This window comes from Streptomyces sp. NPDC001153 (genome assembly GCF_053598315.1).
In genome coordinates this window covers 127,011-150,141 of the sequence record NZ_JBSFJZ010000005.1, presented here as the reverse complement: position 1 = coordinate 150,141, position 23,131 = coordinate 127,011, and the positions used below count along the sequence as shown (strand labels likewise).

At 69.8% G+C, this 23,131-nt stretch carries 21 protein-coding genes and 2 pseudogenes; 4 read left to right on the top strand and 19 right to left on the bottom strand.

The features are described from left to right. The first annotated feature begins 26 nt into the window (after positions 1-26). Positions 27-794: an NPP1 family protein gene (locus ACWDEN_RS07450; RefSeq protein ID WP_450857820.1), complete on the top strand. Its 768-nt coding sequence runs from the start codon at positions 27-29 to the stop codon at positions 792-794. 223 nt (positions 795-1,017) lie between these two features. On the opposite strand, the gene ACWDEN_RS07445 is transcribed toward ACWDEN_RS07450, so the two are convergent. Further along, on the bottom strand, positions 1,018-1,644 hold the full coding sequence (locus ACWDEN_RS07445; protein ID WP_351605583.1) for an isochorismatase family protein: 627 nt from the start codon (positions 1,642-1,644) through the stop codon (positions 1,018-1,020). Between the two features lie 170 nt (positions 1,645-1,814). Between ACWDEN_RS07445 and ACWDEN_RS07440 the strand changes: the two genes are divergently transcribed. After that, positions 1,815-2,339 carry a MarR family winged helix-turn-helix transcriptional regulator gene (locus tag ACWDEN_RS07440; protein ID WP_351605582.1) on the top strand — a complete coding sequence of 175 codons (525 nt, stop codon included), beginning with the start codon at positions 1,815-1,817 and terminating at the stop codon, positions 2,337-2,339. 637 nt (positions 2,340-2,976) lie between these two features. Here ACWDEN_RS07440 and ACWDEN_RS07435 read toward each other — a convergent pair. From ACWDEN_RS07435 to ACWDEN_RS07410, 6 genes and pseudogenes are all read right to left on the bottom strand, one after another. Next, positions 2,977-3,381 (bottom strand): PhzF family phenazine biosynthesis protein, encoded by a 405-nt coding sequence (locus ACWDEN_RS07435; RefSeq protein WP_450857817.1) that lies wholly within the window; start codon positions 3,379-3,381, stop codon positions 2,977-2,979. A 53-nt stretch (positions 3,382-3,434) separates the two neighbouring features. Further along, positions 3,435-3,716: pseudogene (locus ACWDEN_RS07430) on the bottom strand (PhzF family phenazine biosynthesis protein); the annotation flags it as partial. Between the two features lie 203 nt (positions 3,717-3,919). Then, a complete protein-coding gene (locus tag ACWDEN_RS07425) occupies positions 3,920-5,536 on the bottom strand; it encodes an amidohydrolase (RefSeq protein ID WP_450857815.1) in 1,617 nt (538 codons plus the stop codon). A 344-nt stretch (positions 5,537-5,880) separates the two neighbouring features. Then, positions 5,881-6,429: a sigma factor-like helix-turn-helix DNA-binding protein gene (locus tag ACWDEN_RS07420; protein WP_351605574.1), complete on the bottom strand. Its 549-nt coding sequence runs from the start codon at positions 6,427-6,429 to the stop codon at positions 5,881-5,883. Positions 6,430-6,475: 46 nt separating this feature from the next. Then, a complete protein-coding gene (locus ACWDEN_RS07415) occupies positions 6,476-6,730 on the bottom strand; it encodes a hypothetical protein (RefSeq protein WP_351605572.1) in 255 nt (84 codons plus the stop codon). A 14-nt stretch (positions 6,731-6,744) separates the two neighbouring features. Next, positions 6,745-8,199: a carboxylesterase/lipase family protein gene (locus ACWDEN_RS07410; protein ID WP_450857812.1), complete on the bottom strand. Its 1,455-nt coding sequence runs from the start codon at positions 8,197-8,199 to the stop codon at positions 6,745-6,747. 114 nt (positions 8,200-8,313) lie between these two features. Between ACWDEN_RS07410 and ACWDEN_RS07405 the strand changes: the two genes are divergently transcribed. After that, positions 8,314-9,291 carry an AsnC family transcriptional regulator gene (locus ACWDEN_RS07405; RefSeq protein ID WP_450857810.1) on the top strand — a complete coding sequence of 326 codons (978 nt, stop codon included), beginning with the start codon at positions 8,314-8,316 and terminating at the stop codon, positions 9,289-9,291. A gap of 92 nt (positions 9,292-9,383) precedes the next feature. Here the strand turns inward: ACWDEN_RS07405 and ACWDEN_RS07400 are convergent, their stop codons facing one another. The 12 genes and pseudogenes from ACWDEN_RS07400 to ACWDEN_RS07345 all read right to left on the bottom strand — a co-directional run bounded on the left by ACWDEN_RS07400 (position 9,384) and on the right by ACWDEN_RS07345 (position 21,766). Further along, entirely contained in the window at positions 9,384-10,562 is a 1,179-nt protein-coding gene (locus ACWDEN_RS07400) for a Gfo/Idh/MocA family oxidoreductase (protein ID WP_450857808.1), read from the bottom strand. 231 nt (positions 10,563-10,793) lie between these two features. Further along, positions 10,794-12,011 carry a cytochrome P450 gene (locus ACWDEN_RS07395; RefSeq protein WP_450857806.1) on the bottom strand — a complete coding sequence of 406 codons (1,218 nt, stop codon included), beginning with the start codon at positions 12,009-12,011 and terminating at the stop codon, positions 10,794-10,796. A gap of 35 nt (positions 12,012-12,046) precedes the next feature. Then, positions 12,047-13,429 carry an NAD(P)/FAD-dependent oxidoreductase gene (locus ACWDEN_RS07390; protein ID WP_351605557.1) on the bottom strand — a complete coding sequence of 461 codons (1,383 nt, stop codon included), beginning with the start codon at positions 13,427-13,429 and terminating at the stop codon, positions 12,047-12,049. Beyond that, positions 13,413-13,628: a ferredoxin gene (locus ACWDEN_RS07385; protein WP_067051804.1), complete on the bottom strand. Its 216-nt coding sequence runs from the start codon at positions 13,626-13,628 to the stop codon at positions 13,413-13,415. The genes ACWDEN_RS07390 and ACWDEN_RS07385 overlap by 17 nt, the downstream gene beginning before the upstream one ends. A gap of 395 nt (positions 13,629-14,023) precedes the next feature. Further along, positions 14,024-14,764, bottom strand: a complete 741-nt coding sequence (locus ACWDEN_RS07380; protein ID WP_351605554.1) for an SDR family NAD(P)-dependent oxidoreductase — start codon at positions 14,762-14,764, stop codon at positions 14,024-14,026. A 513-nt stretch (positions 14,765-15,277) separates the two neighbouring features. Beyond that, on the bottom strand, positions 15,278-15,622 hold the full coding sequence (locus tag ACWDEN_RS07375) for a carboxylesterase family protein (protein WP_351605552.1): 345 nt from the start codon (positions 15,620-15,622) through the stop codon (positions 15,278-15,280). Positions 15,623-15,794: 172 nt separating this feature from the next. After that, entirely contained in the window at positions 15,795-15,998 is a 204-nt protein-coding gene (locus ACWDEN_RS07370) for a hypothetical protein (protein ID WP_450857803.1), read from the bottom strand. A 115-nt stretch (positions 15,999-16,113) separates the two neighbouring features. After that, a pseudogene (locus ACWDEN_RS07365) lies at positions 16,114-16,215 on the bottom strand (hypothetical protein); the annotation flags it as partial. A gap of 405 nt (positions 16,216-16,620) precedes the next feature. Continuing rightward, on the bottom strand, positions 16,621-18,255 hold the full coding sequence (locus ACWDEN_RS07360; protein ID WP_450857801.1) for a vanadium-dependent haloperoxidase: 1,635 nt from the start codon (positions 18,253-18,255) through the stop codon (positions 16,621-16,623). Positions 18,256-18,541: 286 nt separating this feature from the next. Next, positions 18,542-18,964 (bottom strand): ATP-binding protein, encoded by a 423-nt coding sequence (locus tag ACWDEN_RS07355; protein WP_228623664.1) that lies wholly within the window; start codon positions 18,962-18,964, stop codon positions 18,542-18,544. Positions 18,965-20,346: 1,382 nt separating this feature from the next. Beyond that, positions 20,347-21,138, bottom strand: coding sequence for an anti-sigma factor family protein (locus ACWDEN_RS07350; RefSeq protein WP_450857799.1), 792 nt, complete (start codon positions 21,136-21,138; stop codon positions 20,347-20,349). Between the two features lie 25 nt (positions 21,139-21,163). Continuing rightward, a complete protein-coding gene (locus ACWDEN_RS07345) occupies positions 21,164-21,766 on the bottom strand; it encodes a sigma-70 family RNA polymerase sigma factor (protein ID WP_450858004.1) in 603 nt (200 codons plus the stop codon). Between the two features lie 1,009 nt (positions 21,767-22,775). On the opposite strand from ACWDEN_RS07345, the gene ACWDEN_RS07340 reads away from it, so the two are divergent. Beyond that, positions 22,776-23,072 (top strand): plastocyanin/azurin family copper-binding protein, encoded by a 297-nt coding sequence (locus ACWDEN_RS07340; RefSeq protein ID WP_369387366.1) that lies wholly within the window; start codon positions 22,776-22,778, stop codon positions 23,070-23,072. Positions 23,073-23,131 lie beyond the last annotated feature (59 nt).

Genomic DNA, 23,131 nt, shown 5'->3' with positions numbered 1-23,131 from the left:
GCCAGCCGCCCCGACAAGGAGCCGTAATGCCCAACGTGAAGTCCCTTGCCAAGGGCCTGCTCGCAGCACTCGGTGCGATGACGCTCGTCGTGGCCATTCCGGCGAGCGCCCACGCGAACGTCCTGCAGTTGCTGTCGCAGAACGCCGACGGCCTGGAACAGACCTTCTCCCCCGCCTACGACTACGACGGCGACGGCTGCTACGCCACCGCCGCCATCGGCGCCGACGGCACCATCAACCCCGGTCTGAAACTCGGCGGTGACGTCAACGGGCACTGCCACGACTACGCCCAACTCGCCAACGCCAACACCTACTCACGCGAGAAGTGCAACAACGGCTGGTGCGCCGTCATGTACGCCAGCTACTTCGAGAAGGACCAGGCCACCTACGGTCCGGCGGCCATCGGGCACACCCACGACTGGGAGCACGTCGTGGTGTGGATCAACAACAACGAGGTCCAGTACGTCTCGGTGTCCCAGCACACCGGCTACCAGGTGGCCGCCCGCTCCTCGGTCCGCTTCGACGGCACCCACCCGAAGATCGTCTACCACAAGGACGGCCTCTCCACCCACGACTTCCGCTTCGCCAACAGCAACGACGAGCCTCCGGAGAACGTGACCGGCGGCTGGTTCTACCCGCGCCTGGTGGGCTGGAACGGCTACCCGGCCGGCTTCCGGGACAAGCTGATGAGCGCCGACTTCGGCGCGGCCACCATCAAGATCAAGGACGGCGACTTCGCCTACGCGCTGGCACACTCCATGCCCTCGGGCATCCCCTTCGATCCCAACGCCTGACCTGCGGAACAGGGGGGATTGCAACCGGGCCGGTAGCGCCGCTTCCAGCTTCCTGGCCGTCCGCGCCACCTTGCGCGGACCCGGCACCTCCCCCTGGAACTGTCCCCATCACCTGGAACTGTCCCCATCACTGTCCGCAAGTTGAATCCCCAAGGCACAACGTGGCTGACGCCAAGGGCTCCGTCCTCCTGCACCGAGCCGCACTTGCGACTGGAACGAGCTTCTAGGCCCGGTAGGCCGCGGAGATCTGGCCGACCAGGACGGCGAAGGGCATGTCGAGGGCGCCGTAGACGGCGGCGGACTCCGGGGCCGCGTTGTCCGCCAGAGCCTCGACCATGAGGGTGGCATAGTCGGAGACGATGACCCCCGCCTGCTGCATGCGCAGCAGTCCTGCCTCGCGCTTGGCCTGGCTGAAGGTACCGGAGGCGTCCACGGCAACGTACGCGTCGTACCCGGCGGCCGTCGCGGAGATGGCGGGCAGCGCCGCGCACACCTCGAGAGACACCCCGGCGAAGATCAGTTTCCGCCGACCGGTGGCCTCGATGGCCTCGCGGACCCGATCGTCGTGCCAGGCGTTGACCGTGCTGCGATCTATGATCTTGTATCCGGCCGGCAGTGCCTCGACCAGCTCCGGGGTGGTCGGCCCCCACATGCTCTCCGCAGCGGTGGTGGTGACGACCAGTGGGATGCCCAGGACAGTCGCCGCCCGCGCCATGGCCACCACGTTGTGCTTCAGTTCGACGAGCGGAATGTCCCGGACGCCGGACAGAAGGCCCACCTGGTGGTCGACAAGCACCACGGCAGCGTTCTCCCGGGTGATCGGTTCCAGGAACTTGCTATGCGCGCTCATCTTCCGCTCCTTCGGGTAGAGCTGCAGTGGATTTAGTCACCAATGTTGATAGTCAATATCAGTGACTACTTCGACGCTACGCCCCGGCCTTTCGCAGCGCAAGCGCCGGTCGGTCATGCGGGATTCGCGTGACGCCGTCCGAGCCCTGAGGCAAGTGAATAAAATCGCTGGTGACCCAGCACAGCGGCGGACGCGCCGGGACAGGAGAGGCGTTGGACGGGCACCACACCGCGGAACCGGACCTCGGCATGCTCGCCGCCCGGGTCCTCCTCTCCGTCCAGCGCGAGCTGTTCTCCGCGCTCGCCGAGCAGGGCTTCGATGACATCCCGCCCCGCACCGGCGCCGTCCTCGCCTATCTGCGCACCGACGGCATCCGTGCCAGCGAGCTCGCCCGCGCCTCCGGACAGCACAAGCAGGTCATCGGCACCCTCATCGACGACCTCGAACGCCTGGGCTACGTCGAACGCAAACCCGACCCCGCGGACCGCCGGGCCAAACTGATCTGTCCCACAGAACGCGGCCTGCTCCAGATGGAGGCCGCCGCCTCCATCATGCGCACGATCGAGGAACGCCACGCCAGCGCTCTGGGCACACAGGAGTACGCCACATTCAAGAAGGCCCTCCTTCGCGTCGCCGAATTCCAGCGCGAGGTCGAGCACGACCATCAGGCGCCGGGGCGCCGTCAGGACGACTGAACGACCAGTCGACGGCTGGTCTCGGCACCACGTTCATCGGCGACTGCGATGAGAGCCGCCACGGAGGTGTGGTGGGGTCGCCTCCCCTGGCCCCGGCGGCTCGTGACCGCTCCTCAGCGAGGCGTATGCCGTGCTGAGGACAACACTCACCGCAGCGGCTGGGGCAAGGACTACGACGATGTCTTCGCTCTGCCCGCCGACGTCATCGACCGCATCCTCGACCGTCCCGACCTCTGCTTCCTCAGCCGCCAGATCGTCAACCGCCCCGACGGCACCCCGACGCCTTCCTGGCACGATTCGCCGAACGCGTCGGCGGCCCGCACATCCGCTCAAGCGCCCTGCATGCCCCGTGCCTACCCACAAGGTCCGGTCCGGAGCGGTCGGGGCTAGCTTCGAGTCCGTGGTCGAGCTCTCCGACCACGGCAAGGTGCTGGACCGCTTCCTCGAACTGTGCGCGCCGCAGATGTTCATGTACGGGGAGCAGAACAACTCTCAGTCGTGCCCCCGACACTGGCCGAAGCGGCGCCGCATCGCCGAGATCAGCCGCTGCGCGCACTTCCCCCCGTACTCCAACGCACCGCCGATGTGGGCCCGCCCAGCGACTTCGTCACCCGCGCCGACCGCTGATACAGCCGGGTTACTCCGATCCCGGCTGCGGATCCCATGTGCCGTCGGGCGGGTTGAGCCACTGCCCGACGGCGGCGTTCATGCTGCCGCACGCGGGGTCCTCGGGCACACCGGCTCCGGGGGCGAAGGTGCGCAGCTCGAAGTCGTACTCGGATCCCTCGGGATGGGCCCCGCTCGCGCCGACCATGGCGTCCGGGATGAGGGAGAGGTCGGGTTCGAGGCCGAGGACCTCCTTGGCCGTGGCCAGCTGGAGCACGGCCCAGCCGGGACCGTTGTCGACCCACTGGCGGGCCACGACCTGCTCACGCGTAATGCCGAACACGGCCACGATGCGGTTCGGATAGGCGTCGTCGAGCGCGCCGTCACGCACCCGCGGCGGCGCGGCGAATGACAGAACGCCCTCGCCGCGGCGCACGTGACCAGGCCGGCGGCGCACTCCTGCACGATGCGGTCGGCCTGCTGCGGCGTGCCGCCGCCGTCCGTCCAGGCACGGGCGGAGCCGAGAGCAGGGTGCCCGGCGAACGGCAGCTCGCCTCCCGGGGTGAAGATCCGCAGCAGGTAGTCCGCCTCGAAGGTGGTGGGGGGCAGCACGAACGTGGCCTCGGAAAGGTTCGTCCAGCGCGCCAGGCGCTGCATCTCCTCATCGCTCAAGCCGGTCCCGTCCAGGACCACCGCGACCGGATTGCCGCTGCAGGGGATCGTGGAGAACACGTCGACCTGTGCGAACGATCGAGTGCGCGGCGTGGTCATCGCGGGCCTCCCGGTAGCGGCTGCGGCGGATTCCGCGCGTCTCGCGCACGGCGGAAGCAGGTGGGTTCATCCAACGGGCACGCGCCCGGCCAGGACAGGGCCACTGACCACAAAGTGGACTGATCACCACGAACCCTTGGCTACCGCGGGCGCTTGTGCCCGCGGTAGGCAAGGGTTCGCGGCCGACGCCCGATCCCCGCTTATCAGGTCCCGGTGGGGGCGACCAGGCGACCGCCGACGAAGGTGTGGGTGGGGTGGAGGTCACGGAGGGCGTCGCCGGGGCAGTGGGCGGGGTCCTGGTCCCAGATCGTGAAGTCAGCCCAGCGGCCCGGGGTCAGGGTGCCGCGCAGATGGGACTCGCCCGTGAGGTGGGCCGCCCGGGTGGTGTGCAGGGTGAGGGCCTCGTCGTACGTGATCGCGTGCTCGGGTCCCTTGACGCCGATGACCGTCTGCCTTGTGGTCATGCCCCACACCGAGCGCATCGCGCCGAACTGGCCGACCGGGAAGTCGGAACCCGCGCTGACCTGGGCGCCCAGGTCGATCCAGCCGCGGGCCGGAAAGAGGCGGGCGACGCGTTCCGGGCCCCAGAAGCCCTCCTCGACCTCGGCGGTGTCGTGCAGCAGGGGCTGCTGGATGGTGACGGGGATGCCGAGGGCGACGGCGCGGGCGCGCTGCTCGGGGCCGGCGAGGCCGCCGTGCTCCATGACCAGGCTGCCGGCGGGCAGGCCGGGGTTGCGCTGCAGGACGCGTTCGTAGACGTCGAGGAGGGTGCGGACCGCGCGGTCGCCGTAGGCGTGCGTGCCGACCCGCCAGCCGCGCCGGACCACCGCCTCGACCGCCTCGACCAGCGCGTCCGGCTCCCAGATCAGCATCCCGGAGAAGGAGTGGTCACAGGCGTACGGCTCCTCGGTGGCGCCGGCCTCCAGGCCGCCGTCGAGGCCGAACTTCACGCCCCACACGGACAGGTATGGGTCGGAGTTGTCGCGCCACTCCTCCATGGTGTCGAGGAGGTCTTCCACCTGGGCCGCGCTGGTCATGCCGAGCGCCGAGATCAGCGCGCGCACCCTGATGTGCAGCGCGCCCGCCTCGCGGGCGGCTTGGAGCACCCGGTAGTCCTCGGGGGCGACCGCGCAGTCCCGCACGGTACCGATGCCGGTGGCGGCGTAGTCGCGGGTGGCGATGCGGAGTCCTTCGATGCGCTCGGCCCGGTCAGGGGCTGGAACCAGGCGCTCCACCAGGTGCAGGGCGTTGTCGATCAGCCGGCCGTCCAGCTTGCCGTCGGCGTCACGGCCGATGGTGCCCCCGGGCGGTACGGGGGTGTCCTCGGTGATGCCCGCGAGGCGCAGCGCGTAGCTGTTGACGACGTCGTTGTGGCCGCCGCGCTTGACCAGGACCGGGTGCCGCTCGGTCGCCGTGTCGAGTTCGGCCGCGGTGGGCATACGGCGCTCGGCCAGGTTGAGTTCCTGCCAGTTGGTGGTGGTGCGGATCCACTCGCCCTCGGGCGTGACCGCGGCCCGCCGCCGGATCAGGCCGAGGAACTCGGGGATCGTGCGGGCCTGATGGACCGGGACGTCCTGGGCACCGAGCGCGGCGAAGATCAGGTGGGTGTGGGTGTCGTCGAAGGCCGGCAGCACGGTCGCGCCGGGCAGGTCGCGGACCTCGGTCTTGTCGGTGACCAGGTGGTCGAGGCCGTGCGGGTCGGCGAACACGGCCGCGATCCGGTCGCCGCGCACCGCCAGGGCCCGCTGCGGGACCTGGCCGGGCACCAGGGTGTGCACCGCGCCGGCGCGGATCAGCAGGTCGGCTCCGTGATCAGACATCGTCTTCTCCCTCAGCTCGCAGCGTTTCGAAGGTGTCGCTGACGAGACTGTTGTAGAAGCCGTTCGGTAATTCGCCGCCATATCTGGATCGACCGCGCAGGAAACACGCCATGCGTACACCCCGATATGCGGATCATGCGCCAACGTCGATCGGGACGGACGCAGGAGCGCAGCCGCTCCGCTCGAATCGCCCCGTGATCCCTGAGGCGGGGCGGTCCGGCCGGGGCTGCGCGGACGCACCGCCGTACGTCGCCTCACTCCCCGTACACCGACCGCGCCTGCGCACGACGGGCGTGCGCAACTCGGTGTGCTTGGCGCCGTTCGCTACTGAATCCGCCGGCCCTTCATCGCTGTGCCTGGGGGAAGACCACGCGGAGTGTCTGGACTCGTCTGTTGCGGCGGATCATGAGCCAGGCGAGGATCGGCGGGCAGGGGTCAGGGATGCCGGCGGGGTTGGTGACGTGCATTTCCCAGATGGTGACGGAGCGGCTGGCCACGACACGGCGCAGATGCTGGGTGACGCCCTTGTCCCGGTTCCTTCGCATGGCCGGGAACGGATGGCAGCGTTCGCCCGGCGTGCCCAGGACACCGACCAGTTCGGTCTCCGGCGGCCACAGTTCCTGGATCTCCCTGGGCTGGCAGCCGCGCCGGGCGCCTTCCAGTGTGACCTCGGCCTCCTGCCGGCTCTCCTCGGTGAGCCGGGAGGCGTCGTCGTGCACGTGTGTGGCGGTCGTCAGCAGCACCTGGGAGAGCTTCGCCCGGGCCTGGTTGAGGCGGCTGCGCACCGTACCGACCGGGATCTCGCAGGCGTGGGGGATCTCCTGGTAGGAGGTGATGTTGCTGAAGTGGCGCAGCATGAGCACCAGCCGCAGCGGCTCGGGCAGTTGCTCCACCGCGGCTGGCGTCCCACCGGTGCGGGACGCCGGCCATCGGCGGGGTTCAGTGGGCGGCGGCCGTGTGCAGGGCCTTCGCGTACAGGGTCTTCCAGAGCCTGCCGGCGCCCGGCATCACGAAGAAGACAAGGAGCGCGATGGAGGCCAGGGTGAAGGGGAATGGGCGCACCCACTGGTTCCAGTCCGCGAAACGGTCGGCGATGGTCAGGGAGTACAGCCGGTCCGAGGAGTAGATGGTGACCAGCAAGGTGAGGAACTCGGCCCAGTGAGGCATGGCCGGCGTGCGGAAGATGTGCTTCATGACGGTCTCCTCTCTCAGCCGAAGTGGCGGATGCGGGCTGCGGTCGCGGGCGCGTAGGGCAGCCAGTCGCTGGTCGTTCCAGTGGTGACGAATTCGGCGACGGCGGTTGCGAATTCGAGGCTCAGGGTGCGCTGGGCGTCGCCGGCGCCGGCGAGGACGGGGCTGCCGGGGTAGGCGTCGAAGGTGTTGAAGAGGAAGGGCAGTTCGGCGCAGTGGGTGGCGCCCAGGGCGTACGGGTCCTCGGCGGGGGCGTAGTCGAACTGGTAGACGTAGGTGGTGTTGCCGCCGGCCGCGTGATGGTCGGCGATCTCCAGCGAGCCGTCGCGGAAGAGGCCGTCGGTCTGCACCGAGGTGAAGATCTGCGCCGGTGTCGCCTGCGGGAGGCGGGCGGCGTGCTGCTGGTAGACGTCCAGGGCGGCCTGTCGGCCGACCTGGGCGGTGAGGACGTCCAGGGCGGTTTCGGTGGTGAGGTTCTGGATGCGGGGGTCGAAGGCGAAGAAGGCCGTCGCTTCGTCGCGGGTGGTGCCGATCAGCAGGGTCTTGCCCTCCAAAGTGCCGTCAGTGAGCGCCTGTTGCCGGGTGCGGGGCATGCCGGGGGCACCGAGGACCGGGTACATCGGCGGAGCCGCGTTACCCGGAGCCGCGAGCTGGACGGAGAGGCGGCCGTAGGCGTCCAGCAGCTGCTCGGCCGGCAGGGCACGCAGGGCCTTCGCGGCATCAGTGCCGACTGGGATGTCCAGCAAGCGCAGGTAGGCGTCGGCGTTCTCGGCGGCCTGGTGCGGATCCTGTGGGTTCAGGCCGAAGGGGCCGCTCTGCAGCAGCACCCGGGTGATGGACCCGCTCGTCTCGGGGTCGAGCGCGAGCGACAGGGCCGAGTACGCTCCGGCGGACTGCCCGCCGACGGTGACCGTGCGCGGGTCGCCGCCGAAGGAGGCGATGTTGTTCTGCACCCAGCGCAGCACGGCGGCCTGGTCCTGGGGGCCGAGGTTGGCTGCGCCGATCTGCGGCAGGTAGAGGTAACCCAGCGGTCCCACCCGGTAGTTGGCGGTGACGACCACGATGTCGCCCAGCGCGGCGAGGCGGCCGCCGTCGTACCAGTCCCAGCCGCCGGAGCCGCTGGTGAAGCCGCCGCCGTGCCACCAGAGCAGGACGGGTCGGGCCGCACCGTCCGCCAGCGCCCGGCGTGGAGTGAAGACGTTGACGGTCAGGCTGCCGTCCTCGTTCCAGTCCGGCACGCGCTGCCCCTGCACCTTCTCCAGCCGGGAGGCCGCCTGCGGAACGGAGGGGCCGGCCTTGGCCGCGTCCCGCACGTCCGTCCAGCCGGGGTGTGGCTGCGGCGGCGCGAACCGCAGCTCGCCGACCGGCGACGCGGCGTACGGGATTCCCCGGAAGGAGACCGCCTCGCCCTCCGCAACTCCCCTGACCTTGCCCCGGTCGGTGTCCACCACCGTGTGCTCGATGCCGGTCATCGTGCTCACCTGCTCTCTCGTCTCGGTTGCTCTGAGACGTTTCTAAGCCGAGGCGAGAATCTGACCCAGAAATGACCATCTGGATCGAGGAAAAAGTACATATGATCTCAATCCATGGAGAGAGTGCGCCATCTGTTGAATGAAACGGACAGTCGGATCGCCGCCGCGATGCTGGCCGCTCCGCGTGCCTCCTGGCGCACGGTCGGCCGGGTCCTGGGCATCTCGGAGCGCACTGTCGTACGCCGTGCTGCACCACTGTTCGGCGACGGGACGCTGCGGGCCACGGCCGTACGCAACCCCGTGCACTTCCCCGAGCTGATTCCGCTGGCCCTGCGCATCCGCTGCCGGCCCAACCGGATCAGCGCCATCGCCGCCACCCTCGCCCGCCGTCCCGACACCATCTGGGTCGACGTCCTCGGCGGCGGCGACGAGATCTGCACCGTCCTGTTCCTGGACGGACCGGACGCCCGCAGCAACCTGCTGCTGCGCGACCTGCCCGCCACCCCCGCGGTCCAGTCCTGGACCTCGCACGTCCTGCTCCGGGTCTTCCCGGCCGCCTTCGACTGGAGCGGCGGCCTGCTGACACAGACCGAACTGACCAGCCTGCGGCCCGACCTGTCCGCGGCACCTACCCGCCCCGTCCTCCAGCCCCTCGACCACCAGCTGATCACCGCACTGATCGAGGACGGCCGAGCCTCCTACACCGACCTCGCGCGCCGCGCCAACACCACCGCCCTGACCGCTCGCCGCCGGGTAGAGGCACTGGTGGGCGGCCAGGTACTCAGGCTCGCGACCGAAGTCGATCTGGCCCGGCTGAGCATCCGGACCGAGGCCCTTCTGTGGATCACCGTCGCACCTGGCGGCCTGGAGGAGACGGGCCAGCAGCTCAGCCGCCACCCACAGGTCCGCTTCGCCTCCGCCACCACCGGCTCGGCCAACCTCCTTGTGGCTGTCGCGGCAACCGACCTCGACGCGCTCTACCACTTCCTGAGCGAGACCATCGGCGCCCTCGAACACATCACCACCCTTGAGGTCACCCCCATCCTGACCGGGGTGAAGAGGACCGGCCTGGTCCGCCCGGGCAGCCTCTGAGCCGATCACAGGTTCCGGGTAGGCACCACCGGAACCGTGGCATTCTCGCGAGGGCAAAACGGTCGAGCTCCCGACCCGACTTACTTCGGGGCCTACGAGCCTTGCTCTGCGAGTGTGACCTTCCGGCCCGCGCGCGCCGCCTCTCGGATCCGCTCCAGCATGCGGTGTCGCCGGACGGCGTGCCGGAAGTCGGGAACGCCGTCCTCGTCCGGCGCAAGGTTCCCGGTGATCTGGTCGCGCAGAAGCGCGTACTCGTGGGCGACATTGCAGGCGGGCTCGGCGGGTCGCTCGGCCCATTGCGTCAGCGACCGCTGATAGCGGGCGGGAACCGGCAGCTCGGTCAACGTGCCGTCCTCTCCTCGGGCTCCGTTGAGCCGCAGTCCCCCATACCACCACTGGGCCTGGTCGGCCTTGACGACGAGATCGCCGTCCGTGCCGTTGATCTCCCAGTGAAACGCGGTGGCGCGTGAGGTCCCACCGCGGATGTGCATTGCGGCTACGGCCCCCGACTCCAGCACCCCGGTGACGGCGATCTGGTCCTCTGCGGTCTTGGCTACGACCGCCCCGCTCGTGACGTGGGTGACCTCCGGGCGCAGGTTTTCGATGACAGCCGACACCTCACGGAACTCCCCGAGCACCATGGCCAGCGCGTCGACCGAGTGCCCGAAGGGGATCGACAGCAGCGTGGCGCCGCTGGTGACGTCCAGCACGTACGCATAGTTGTCGTCGTAGGTGGCGCCGCCGATCCAGCCCGACCCGAGCATGCTGGTCGACAGCACCCGCCCCACGTAGCCGTCGGCGACCAGGTCCCGCAGATACCGAAGCGGCGGAGCCGACCGGGCCTGCAGGCCGACGGCCGTGAGCACACCCCTGCGATGCGCGAGGCCGGCCAACTCCTCGGCCTGCGCGAGGTCGGCACCGAGCGGCCACTCGCTGAACACCATCTTCCCCGCTTCCAGCGCGGGCCGGATGAGCTCCAGGTGATGCGGAACCTTCACCGTCACCACCACGAGATCGACTTCCTCACTGCGGGCCAGCTCCTCCGCGCTGCCGTAGGCCAGCGGCACCGCATACCTCTCGCCGGCCGCACGCGCCGATTCGGCGCTGCTGGCGCTCAGCGCCCGCAACTCGTATCCATCGAGCCCGGCCAGTGCCGGCACATGGGCAGCGGCCGCCCACCCGCCGCTCGCGCTCAGACCCACGACACCGACGCGGATCGGCTCCCGATGAGGGGAAGTGGACGTCATGTGCGCCCCGGCGTTCGTGGTCATGCTCTCTCATCTCAAAGCGGCCCATAGCCATGGAGGACACGGTCTGAGCAACACGGTCAGTTACACGTCGATCGGCTTGCCGTTCGTTACAGCGGAACCTCACTCGGCGAGCTCGCTCCGCCGCGCCCTGCCCCTGCGGCGCGTCGGCGCCTCCGAACCGGCCGAGGAACAACCGAACGAACGACCGGCGCTGCTCTACTTCGCGTCCTGGGGCGAGGCGGTTCATTGCGTCTACGGCGACGGAGCCAGCTCGATGGGAAGGTGCCGGGGGCCGCGCAGCACGGCGCTGTGCCGGTAGGGGGGAGGGTCTTCGACCAGGGTTGCGGTGGTGAGATGGGGAAGGAGTGCTCCCAGGGCGATCTGGGCTTCGACCCGGGCGAGGGGCGCGCCGTAGCAGATGTGGACGCCGCTGCCGAATCCGAGGTGCTGGTTGTCCCGGCGGGTGGGGTCGAACCGGTCGGGGTCGCGGAACCGCTTGGGGTCACGGTTGGCCGAGGCCAGCGCGAGCACCACGGGCACGCCCTTGGGGATGGTCGTGCCCGCGACGTCGACGTGGGTGAGGGGCGTGCGGTCCAGCAAATGGACCGGGGGCTCGTAGCGCAGCAGTTCTTCCACTGTGCCGGGAAGCAGGTTGGGTTCACGGCACAGGCGCTCCAACTGGTCGGGGTGGCGCAGCAGAGTGAGTACGCCGTTGGTGATCAGATTGACCGTGGTCTCGTGTCCGGCGACGAGCAGCAGCACGGCGGTGGCCGCCAATTCCTCGCGGGTGAGCGCTCCGGCCGGGTCGGGGTCATTGACGAACGCGGACAGCATGTCGTCCCCCGGATGGCCGCGGCGCTGTTCGGCAAGGTCTACCAGGTAGCGGCCCATCTGCGCTCTGGCCTGGTTGCCGGCCTGTTGGCTCATGGTGAGGTCTTCGCCGGGCCGGATGTCGCCGGAGTCGGTGATGGCGGTGGACCACTGCCGAAAGGTCGGCTCGTCTTCGCGCGGTACACCGAGGAGTCGGCAGATGACGGTGACAGGCAGGGGGTAGGCGAAGTCGTCGACGATGTCGACTTGCGTACGTCCCTGGAGCGACTCGATCAGTTCGTCGGTGATCCGGGTGATTTCGTCTCGCATAGCGTCGATCCGGCCCGGACTGTGCGGGGGACCGAACGGCCGTGTGGCCAGGCTGCGCAGCCTGTGGTGTTCGGGGTCGTCGAGCCGGATGAAAGGGTGGGGCTCTTCCTCTTCCGCCGGCAGGCCGCTGTAGGCGCCGGCGCGGTTGCGGCGGTCGGAGCTGAGCCGTGGGTTGTGGAACAGGGCGACGATGTCGTAGTACCCGCCGACCAGGTAGCTGCCGTCCGTCTGCCGCGCCACGCCCGCCTCGCGGAGTTCGGCGTACAGCGGGTAGGGGTCGGGGCGGTTGGCGTAGTCGGTGATCCGTTCCAGCAGGGTGTCGACAGCCATCGACGGGCTCCTCGTGACAGGGAAGGACGGAGGGGTCAGCCAGTGGGCCGGACCACGGTCAGTCGGCGGTCCGGCAGGTGACCGGTCAGCGCGACGGTGGGGCCGTGGGACAGTCCCTTCGGATCCGGCACGTCGGAGGGAAGCGCGAATTCGGTCACCAGCGGGTGGCCGTCGGCAGCGCCGGGCGCAGGCGGGAACGGGGCGGCGCTCTCGATCAGGCCCTGGTAGTACTCCAGCCACTTGGCCATGTTGACGGTGACGGCGGCAGTGATGCGGCCCCGGTAGCCGTAGACCGCCACCAGACGGCGTTCACTGAGTGAGCCCTGGGCGATGACCACCTGGTCGGAGTAGGTGGGGACACCCACGGACTTGATGTTGACCCCGAACTGACTCGACCAGAAGACCGGAACCGCGAGGTGGGGGCGCCGCGGCGGCCCGGGACTGATCATGTTGTGGGCCGCCACCTCGGCCTGCGCGACCGCGTTGCCCCAGTGCTCCAAGGAGAGCATCTGGTAATCGAAGAGCGGGTGGGGGAAGCGGGAGACGTCGCCGGCCACAAAAACATCGTCGGTGACGATTCCGTACATGTCGAAAGCGCGGCACCCCGCGTCACAGGCGACCCCGTGCGGGCCCGCCGCCAGCCCGGAATCCGCCAGCCACTCGACGTTGCGGACCGCACCCATGGCGATGACGCACACGTCCGCGTCGATGTGGCTGCCGTCGGAGAGGTCAGCTCCGGTGAACCGCCCGCCGGCGTTCCCGCACAGCGCGGTGACCGTCACTCCGCAGCGCAGGTCCACGCCGTGGGCCCGCTGCAGGCCGGCTGCGAGCTTCGCCAGTGTGCCGCCGAGGGCACCCACCAGCGGTGCGGTGCCGCGTTCTGTGACTGTGACCTCGATGCCCCGCTCCCGGCAGGCTGAGGCGATCTCCGAGCCGGTGAAGCCTGCGCCGATGACCAGCACCCGGCGCGGTCCGGCGGTCAGCCGCTCGGCCAGGCACCCGGCGTCGTCACGAGTGCGCAGGGTGAAGACTCCGTCCAGGGCGGCCTGCTCCGGTTGGGGCCAGGGGCGCGCCCGGGTTCCGGTGGCGATCAGCAGCCGGTCGTAGGGCAGGGACTCACCGTCGGCCAGCAGGACCTGACGGCCGACCGGGTCGAGCCCCGTGGCACGCACTCCGAGGCGCCAGTCGGCGTCCGGGTCGCGGCGCATCGGCAGCCCGGTAGTGTCCGCCGCCGACATGCCGAGCAAAACCTGCTTGGACAGCGGCGGTCTGTCGTAGGGCGGGTGGGGCTCGTCCCCGACCACGGTCAGGGAGCCGGTGAAGCCCCTCTCCCGCAGTGCCTCAGCGGCCCGCAGCCCGGCCAGCGACGCGCCGACGACGACGATGGGGCCCTCCCGAAGGTCACCGGGCCCGGGCACCGGCGGTCACCGCCTCACCCACGAGGATCGCCTGGACCGGGCACGCTGCAGCGGCCTGGCGCACGCGCTCCAGCTGCTCGTCCGGGACTTCCTGGCGGTACAGCAGTGCTTCCTCGCCATGCAGCTCGAACATCTCCGGTGCGAGAAACACGCACTGCGCATACGCCTGGCAGCGGGTGAGGTCCACGACGATCCGCATCCCAGGCCTCTCCCTCCGTCGCCTCGAGCCCCCTGTCTCTATTTAGGCTCCGGAACGCGCCAGGTGCTCGCCCGGCTACTCCGTCGGGGCCGGATCCAGCGGGCAAGGGTGTTCGAGAACGCGCGCATGCGGGCCGGAATGAGGCTGCGATCGGGCACCAGGAACGGAGGCGCCGCGAAAGAGATGAGTGTGGGGATCACGAAGAATGCAGACCGACAGTGGCCGGCATGGCTACCGGATGCTTTGGGAAGCGGTCATCGTCTCGCCTGCTGCTGCCGTAACCACACCGCGTCAACTGCTCACGCCAGGATCAGAAACAGCTTCTTTGCGGGTCGAGGCAGACATCGTGGGCATGGGCGTCGGGTTTGGCATATCCATCGCGGCCCAGCCCAAAGTCATCCGATCGCGAGCTGTCCGCCGCGTGCCTCGAGAACCGCGCCGGTGATGTAGCTGGCGCGGGACGAAACAAGGAACACAACCGCTTCCGCGATTTCCTCCGGGTCTGCGACCCGCCCCAGTACGGTGGTTCGCCCGATCGCCTGGAGGGTTTCACCTCCCATCTCCTCCGTCCCGGGGGTATGGACAGGGCCCGGAGCCACGGCGTTCACGCGGACGCCCTGGGCGCCGAACTCGTCAGCCCATACTCGTGTGAGAAGTTCGAGTGCAGCTTTGGAGGCCCCGTAAGCGCCCGATTCCCGCACCGGCGTGGTCGCCGCCGCTGTACTCACATTCACGATGACGCCACGCCCCCGCTCAGCCATTCCCGGAGCGAGGGCACCGACCAGGAGCATCGGCGCGCGTGAGTTGACGGCCATCTGAGCGTCGAACATCTCGGCGGTGGTGTCCGGCGTACTGGCGAACCGGTAGATACCGGCGTTGTTGATCAGAACGTCCACCTCGCCTGCTTCAGCGGCAAGACGCAGGACGTCTTCAGAGCTACTCAGATCCGCAGCAACGAACCGGGCCTTCCCGCCTGCGGCAGCGATCTCTTTGACGGTCTCCGCACCCCGCTGCTCGTCCCGCCCGTGGACGATGACCGAGGCCCCCAACGCTGCCAGGCGCAGGGCCACGGCCCGGCCGATGCCGGCGGTAGCGCCGGTGACAAGAGCGGTGGATCCGTCCAGTTCTGCAGCCATGAAAAGCTCCTCCAAGCCGAGAGGAACGACATGCTGTCGGTTGTTCCTCGTGTAACTGATGATCCTGATGGTTCATGCCATGGCGACGACGGACCCACGCCGGACAGATCGTTGATCATGGTCCAGCCCGGGGCCGTGGCCCACGCGGTCTTGGGAGGCCGGCGAGCTCGCCTTCGCTGATCACGTCCGCGGGCGACTGGTACGCGCCGTACTGCCGCCGGGGGGTGGAGGCGCCACCCCCGCTGTCCGGCGTGCCATTGCCCCGGTCCTGACGGTGACGCAGACTTCCGGGTACCCGGCCGGCGAGCGTGACGGCCCCGCTCGGGCGCCTGGCGCGGCTGCTCGACGTCCCGCCGGAACTCGCCCATAGCAGTCCGGCATACGGCTGTCGCGCGACGGCCATGGGGCCAGGCGGCGTGTGTGCGCATCAGGCACTCGGTGCGGCTGCGAGCCTCGCTTCACGTCGGCAGACGTCGGCGGTGCATCGGGCACGTGTCCCGTGACCGTGGGGCTTCAGCTTGCAGTGGTAAGTGGAGGAGGAGTGCGCTGTGTGCTGCGGCCAGGGGGGTCGGTGGTGGGGGTGCCGGTGCGGATGAAGCCGAGCCAGGCGGTGCACACACGGCGGCCGAGGGGCTCGATGTCCTGCGGGCGGACGCCGGCGAGCATGGGGGCGTCGGCCCAGTCGGCGTCGGTGCCGAAGAGGAAGCGCAGTTCGATGCAGTGGGCGGCGCCGAAGACGGAGTCGGGGGCGGCGGCGTCGAACCGGTAGGCCCATACGCGGGCGCCCGCCTCACTGAGCTGGACGGCCGGCTTACGGGAGGGACGGGCGAAGGCGAACTCCCTCGCGGCGTGTTCCACGCCGTCGGCGGCGAGCGCGGAGCCCGGGACGGGACCTCGCGCACCCGGCGCGGCACCGGGTTCACGGCGTGGAGGGCGACCATCTCCCGTTCGGTGATGCCGATGGTGACGTCCAGGCCGGGTGCCCGGCGGGTGAGAACGTCGGTCCAGGCCGCGCGGTCCGGGAGCGGGTCTACGCCCGCGACCGGCACAAACGGTGGACGGAGTCGAGCCCGAGCCTGCCGGCGGCTTCTCGGGCGACGGAGCTCTGGGCGCCCAGGGTGTCCGACACCGGGGCATCGCGCGGATTCGTGCCGAGCCGGGAGAGGAAACGCTCGGCGGCGCGCTTGGCGTGGTCGGCCTCGCCGAGGCTCAGCCCTGCCGAGGTGCTGTTCACGATGGCACCGTGGAACGGGCCCTCGGTCCCGGGCATGCCCAGCAGGCACTGCACGCTGTGGGCGCTCGCGGGCCGGCCGGCCAGGGTGACATGGCCGGTGTGCCCCGCCGAACGAGGCGATGCCGTCCCGCACCCACCGCAGCGCCGCCAGCTGGTCGGAGACGCCGAGGTTGCCTTCGGGGATCCCCGGGGAGCGCAGACAGCCGAAAGCGCCGAGCCGGTAGTCGACCCGAGACGACGATCATGGCGTCCGACCGACTGGTCGGGCGATCCGATCGGCGGTTCGAACCTCCTGCAGGTCCACAGGTGTTGAGGTACCCACGGGGACTCGAGCGAGGCCCCCGACTGCGGGTCCGCCGACAGTGACATGGGCGGGCCCGCGCTCAGCGACCGGGGGCGACCGGGTGGGCCCGACCGCGACAGTCATTCGGTCAGTGCGTCGCGGTGACAGGAAGCCAGGACTTCCTGCGGGCAGACGTCCGGCCTGCCGGCCGGCAGCTGCGGGCCCTCGGCGCGGAGACTGGCCGCCCTCTGAGCGTGGCCCGAGCCAGTGGTACCCGATGCGCCGGGACCACTGGCTTCTCGGCCCTACCATGTGCATGGTTGGAGCGTGGCGGTGCGGTCAGAGCCGACCTGCCACGAAGTCGGCCACCTGAGCGCCGAGTTGCTGGCCCGCGTGGTTGTCAAGGGAGGTGTGCTGGCCGGACCAGATCCGGCTGAGCCACGCTTCGGTGGCGGCGTCCTGGAAGCCGGTGAAGGTTCGAGTGACGCCCTTCGAGGTCACCGCAAAATGATGCCGCGCCCCGTAGAGTCCGGCGAGCGTCGTTGCCGCAGCCTGGCTGAGAGCGCCGTGAGCGCCCGGATAGGACGGATCCGGTGCGGTCGGCAGCAGAGGGGTCCAGCTGGGATCCCCGACGATGCTCGGGTTGTAGTGCGTACCGCCGAGCCGGATGGCGGTCACGGGCCGCCATACGCGGTAGGCGTACTTGGCGTCGTACATCGCGATCGCGGTGTCGGCGAGGGACAGGTCGAGCCGGGCGAAGACCTTCACCGCCTTCTCCAGGTTCGCGTTCTGGGAGGTGACGAGGTTCTGCGTGATCTGGTTCCAGACGTTCCATACGGGTGCCGCCGCCCAGAACTTCGCGGCTGCCGTCTGATCGGGAGTGCGGGTGCTACTGGTCTTGCTCCCCAGGCTCTTGACCTCGTTCAAGGCGGTGGCGTACGCGGCGCTGCTCACGGCCGGCGGCGGTGCCGGGCGGAACTGCCGTCCGTCGGCCAGTACGAACGGCTTGACCGAGCCCCAGTCGGTGAACACCGGTGTCGGGAATTTGGGAGGGGTGGGCCGGTAGTCCCCGGCCTTGTCGCCGGGGCGGAACCGCGGCGGCTTGGCTGAGGATCCGTCATTGGACCGCAGGGTGATCAGCCGGCGGGCGACCTCCGCTCCCACACCAATGCCCGCCTGCTTGCCCGGGCCGCCGGATATCGCGGACAATTGGCTGCTCAGCCGCTGGTTCAAGCCTGCGCGCCTGGCCGGGTAGAGGGCGACCAGCACATCGTGGGCCGCCTGGTCCGCTGCGGCGTCCGCACGAGCGCCTCTTGGCGCCGTCACCGAGAACACGTAGGCGGGGCCGGCCCGGGTGATCGATACCACCGCGTCGTACTCGGCAGCCTGCAGAAGCGCGAAGCTGCGCGTGGGTTGGACGGTGGACGGCTGCGCCTTCGGATTGCTGAGGATGGTGACGAGCTCGCGGTTCCACTCCACGACCGACATCCCCGACCCCGTCGCGGCGGTGCGCAGGGCCGGCGAGTGAGCGGTGGTGGACCCGAAGGCCGGGCCGGCGAGTCCGGCTGCCAGCGCGGCTCCGGCAAGTATGGCGAGTGTCTTCTGCTTTCCACCCATGTTCTGTGGCTCCTTGTCGCTGGTGGCGGGCTGTGACAACTGGCGGTCATGCGCGTGGCTCATCTGTGTCGGCCACGCGAGCGTGATGGTGTCGGGGTGGTGCGGGCCGGCAGCCAGGTCGAGATGGCGGCGGTCGTGGAGGACGAGTTGCTCGGCGGGTTCCGCGGCAGCTGCGACGGGGCCGGGGTCGTCCAGGGCCCTCCGGTCCATGAGGGCCTTCCGGCGTAGCAGCCAGGCGCGTTCGGCTCCGGGGGCCAGCACTGGGTGCATCTCGCGGCGCAGATCTGGCGCATGCGTATATGCCTCGTGCGGGGGCGGGGCGTCGATGCCCTTGCCGCTGTTCGGTGTGACGTCCACGCTCACACCTCCGCCGGTACGCAGGGGCCGGCGCCGCAGCGTTGACACAGCACCGTGTCGTGGTGGGGGCCGCCGCGATCGAGTGCCGATGGGCGGGCCGCGGACCGCATGGGCACCTGGGCCGGGCCCGGGCAGCCGTCGATGGGACACGGCTTGTGGGTCGCGAAGGACCACTCGGCGGGGGCGTCGGGTGACCCGACGCCGCGGCCGCCCCCGGTAGCCCGTCGCTGTGCTGCAGTGCCGGCCCCGGCAGGGGGTCGCAGCTCGTGCGGAGCGTCCGGCCCGGTCATGGCGAGCACCTCAGGCAGGCGCGGACTTCGCGGCCGCTGCGTGTCTGGCGAATCTCGGTCGACTGGGCAAGGAACTGGACGATGCCGGTGCCACGGCCGTGTTCGTCGGAGGCGATGCCGGGGCGATGACGCTCCACGGCCGCGCCGGAGTCGGTGACCACGATGTGCAGAGTTTCGTGGTCGAGGGCGAGCAGCAGGGTCATGCGCTCATGGCCGTACTGGGCAGCGTTGGCGGCGAGTTCGTCGACGATGAGAATGGCGGAGTCCCGCTCACCCGCGGGCACACTCCAGGTCTCCAGCAAATCGGCTGCGAAGTGACGAGCGGCGGAGACGTGCGCCTCCTGCGCCGGCAGGGTGAGCAGTGCATGGCGGCGGCAGGGCCGGCCGAGCAGTGAAGTCGGGCTGGGGGAATCGGTCACGAACATGGTCTTCTGGCTCTTCTGTCGATGTGCGGAGACCGGAACGGGGTGACCGCAAGCAATTCGGGGGTGGTCGGTAGGCCGGATCCTGATCCTGCGTGGGCGCGCTCAATCAGTTCCACGGACGACACATGCCGGACGGTTCGAGCGATTTGCCTTTTTTGTTCCGATTCTTGCGAGTCGTGTCAATGTCGGCGCCTGTCTGGGCTCAGCTGCCTCTGTCCAGAGCACGCTGTTGCGCGGCTGGACTGGGCACCGGCAGCTCGGTCCCCTCGCCCGTGGTCTTCCGGACGACCCCGTGGAAGCGTCGCGCCGTAGACCGGGACGGACGTCCGTGCCTGCATTTCGGCTGGATCGCGGTCCTCCGCGTGCAGACGTGATGGATCCTCTTCTCCGGGTTGTACGGACTTCGGGAAAAGTAGTGTCGTGCGCGCCCCGTCGGCCCGCTCATGCATGAAGTCAGCTGTGGACTGGGCCGGTTCGACGGAGCGGGGGCGAGAGTGACCAGGGCCCGGAACCGTCGGCGCGTCGCGAGAGGGGCCAGGGTGTCGGTTTTCGCCTCCTCCGGCGGAAGCGGGGATGTATGCCGCCGCACCTCTTTCGCACAGCCGTGCCCGCCCGTGTACGCGGCCGGCACCCGCGGGGCCCGGCGCGGGATGGCCGGCCTGCCCCTGCGGAGGTCGCGTGACGGAAGCAGGCCAGAGCCCCACGACCGAGCTGCAGAACTGCCCCGGTACCGACACAGCCGCCCGAGACAGGTCGTGCAGGGGAAGCAGCCGCCGCAGCTGACCGGCCCCGCGATGTGTGGCACCACCCCCGACAGATCGATCGGATGGCTGCTTCAACCCACCCCTCGACCCTCGACCTGCTGATCGCGTACGCGGATGGCCTTCACCTTGATCAACCTGGCCGGGGGTGATCCTTCCCGGCCGGCGGCGGCCGACTCGCCCATCAGCCGCCTCCGCGCGCTGGCTGCCGCTCAGCCCCTAGGCCATACAGGTGCCGGTGTCGGCCTCCGAGGCCGCCACACTCATCGGCCGCGAGCCCTTGTCGGACGGTCCCGCAGATCCCGGAGCCACGCGATGCGGCGGGATCGAGGGGCTACGGTGATCACGAGCGTGCCCGTCCAGCCGGTGTCACGGGCAGAAACCTCTTCCATTGCCATCAGCTGGACGTCCTGTGCGCGCCCCTCCAGCTCGGTCCACCGGTCTTGAGGGCGGCCCGGTGCTTGTCGAATGTCCGGGGTCCCTCGCCGCGGAGCGCCCGGCCTTTCGAAGGCGACGTCGTCTTGGCCTCTTGTGCCACCAATCCTCGCGCCCTGCTGCTGCCGTCATGCCACTGGGCGACCGGCCGCCCAGTGACATGACCGCCATGGTCTGGCATCACGCTCGGATGGTGACCAGCTTCTGACCGTTACCCGCGAGGATCTCGAAGTGCTCGATGACTCCCGGAGCCATGGCGACCGCTCCTGGGATCGTGGTGCCGGGAGGGTACTCGCCTGCCCGCCAGGTAGCGCCGTCCGTCCTGGCCCCGCCTGGCCCGACCGCCTGCAGCCGACAGGTGATTCCGGCGGGCGCCCCTCCTGCGGAGATCTGCAGAACACTGCCCCAGGCAGAGGGCGAGACCTTCACCGAGGCGGAGACGCCGGTGGTGGGATCGCTCCCGGAGAAGGTGCGCCAGACGGTCGGCGCGGTCGGCCCGGGCGGCCTCGCCTGACTGCCCACGGATCCGATGGCCGCCAGCCATGTGCCACCAGCCGCTGCCGCGATGAACGTCAGCGAGACTGCAGCGCCGGCCAGTTGCAGACGCCAAGACCTGCGGCGCCTGGCCGCAGCCTGCTGGAGCAGCCTCTCCAGCACACCCCCCTCTGGGGTCTTCGACACCGCGGGCGCGGCGGGCCGTTCGGGCAGCGGGGAGCCCTGCGCGCTTTCGGCTGCCCGTACCATCAGTCGGTCGGTCAGGTCCGTTTCGGCCGCCGGCACCGTCTGGCCCGAGGCTTCGGCTTCGGTCACCGTCGCCAGCAGCGCAGGCAATCCCGCCAGCTGGGCGTGTTCGGCCCGGCATTCGGTGCATGCCGCGAGGTGGATGCGCACCTGTTCCATTTCCGCCGAGGGCAGCGTGCCCAAGACGTAACCTCCCAGCGTCAGCCGGAGGGCGTCGTGCTCCGCACTCATGGTCGCCGCCTCCTGCCCGCCACGGTCATGGCTCGATCCCCCGTTCCTGCAGCGCCAGCCGCAGGGCGTGCAGGGCGTAGTACGTCCGCGACTTCACTGTGCCGAGCGGGATGCCCAGCACCTGTGCGGCCTCCGCCATGGTCAGGCCCCGGTAGTAGGTCTCCAGCAGGACGGCGCGGTGGTCCGGGGACAGTGACCGGACGGCTTCGGCAACCGCCCAGCTCTGCAGTGCCTGCTCGATCTCGTCCTTGCCCGGCTTCTGCTCGGCGGCTCGCTCCAGCACATCGCCGCCGGCCTCGGCCGGCCTGGACTGCCGGGCCCGGTGGGCGTCGATGACCAGGTGTCGAGCGACCGTACACAGCCATGCCCGGGCCGGGCCGCGTGCGGGGTCGAACGCGGCGGGATGCTGCCACGCCCGCAGCAGTGTCTCCTGCACCACGTCCTCTGCCCATTGCCAGTCTCCTGAGGTCAGTCGCAGCACGTAGTGGAACAGGGCTCCTGCGTGCTCCGCGTACAGCGTGCGCAGCAGTTCCTCATCCGCGGTCGAAAGGGTCCCTTTACCAGAGACACGGTGCGCGGAGCGATCCGGATCGGTCCTTGGACCATGTTTTCGGGAACTCCAGGGCATAACACGATCATCAGGCATATGCGCTGATTTGTCCCGCACGAACAGCTCGGTGCCTGTCACGCGCTGTGAGTACTGCAGATGGTACGCCCTTGCGGCGTTACGACCTCGCCATGATCAAGCATGCACGGATCCGGGACCGGCTGAACTGCAGCGATCCCATGAAGTCCCACAAAAGGTGCGTATCCATCGAACCGCAGGAGCCATGCCGTCCGTGGAGGCGAACAAGAACCGGCTTACGCGCAACTCCTCATCGCTTCCCCTGCGGCAAGGGGTGGAACAGGGGTGACCGAAATGCACCAGGCGACGCACGCGCTCTCACCACCGGCCCCGCTCCCCTGCCCCCGTGCATCGAAGCCGGTGCCACTCTGCAGCCCCGACCGATGTCCAGCACACACCACGCCGATGACGCTACGCACAGTGATCGGCGGCTGTGCGGCGACCGGGGCAGAGCTCCATCCGGGCCAGTGTGCCCATCACCCGTATGGGCGACGCCGACCTGCCCCGAGTCGCTCGCGGCTGCCTGCTCGGGCGAACTGCCACGTGTCGCCTTCATCTTCGTGGCGTGGCAGGGCGGATGCGCAGCGCGGAGCACCTCGAGGCGGGCAGCCGGCACGGGGCGGCACCCAGGCTCGCTCGCCGGGTCCGTGAGGGACGCGTGCCCATGAACGCGACATCCACCACATCCCTGCGGTTGCGTGCGCCCGAGCCGGCGCAGTTCCCGTCTCCGCCTGATCAGTGAGGAACGCACACCATGTACGTGAACCTTCGCCCATCAACTCGGCGATCCCGTGCTGCGGCCGGGCTGGCCGTCGCCACCATCGCCACTGCCGGTGCGCTGGGGCTCCTCAGCTCATGCGGCCCGTCGTCGCATTCCTCGTCCGTCGGGGCCGGCGCCATCACGCCCGGTCCGGGTCAGCACCAGACCCCCGGGATGCCCGGTGCCACGGGGTCGGGGAAAACGGCGGGCTCCGCTCCCGGCGCCTCCCCGATGCCCAGCATGACCATGCCCATGAGTACCTCGAGCACGGGCGCGGCGGCCGCGCCGATGACCGGGAATGCCGTCGCGATCAAGAACTTCGCCTTCTCTCCGGCCACGCTGCAGGTCAAAGCGGGCACGACGGTGACGTGGACGAACCAGGACACCGACGCCCACACCGTCACCAGCGCCGCATCGGGTGGCCCCCTGCACTCGGCCGCCCTGGCCACCCACGCCGCCTACAGCTACACGTTCACCAAGCCCGGCACCTACGCCTACATCTGCACCATCCATCCGTTCATGACCGCCACCGTGGAGGTGACCCGATGACCGACTACTACGACCGTCACGACGGAGCACCGGCCGACGACGCCGGCCGGCCTGAAACC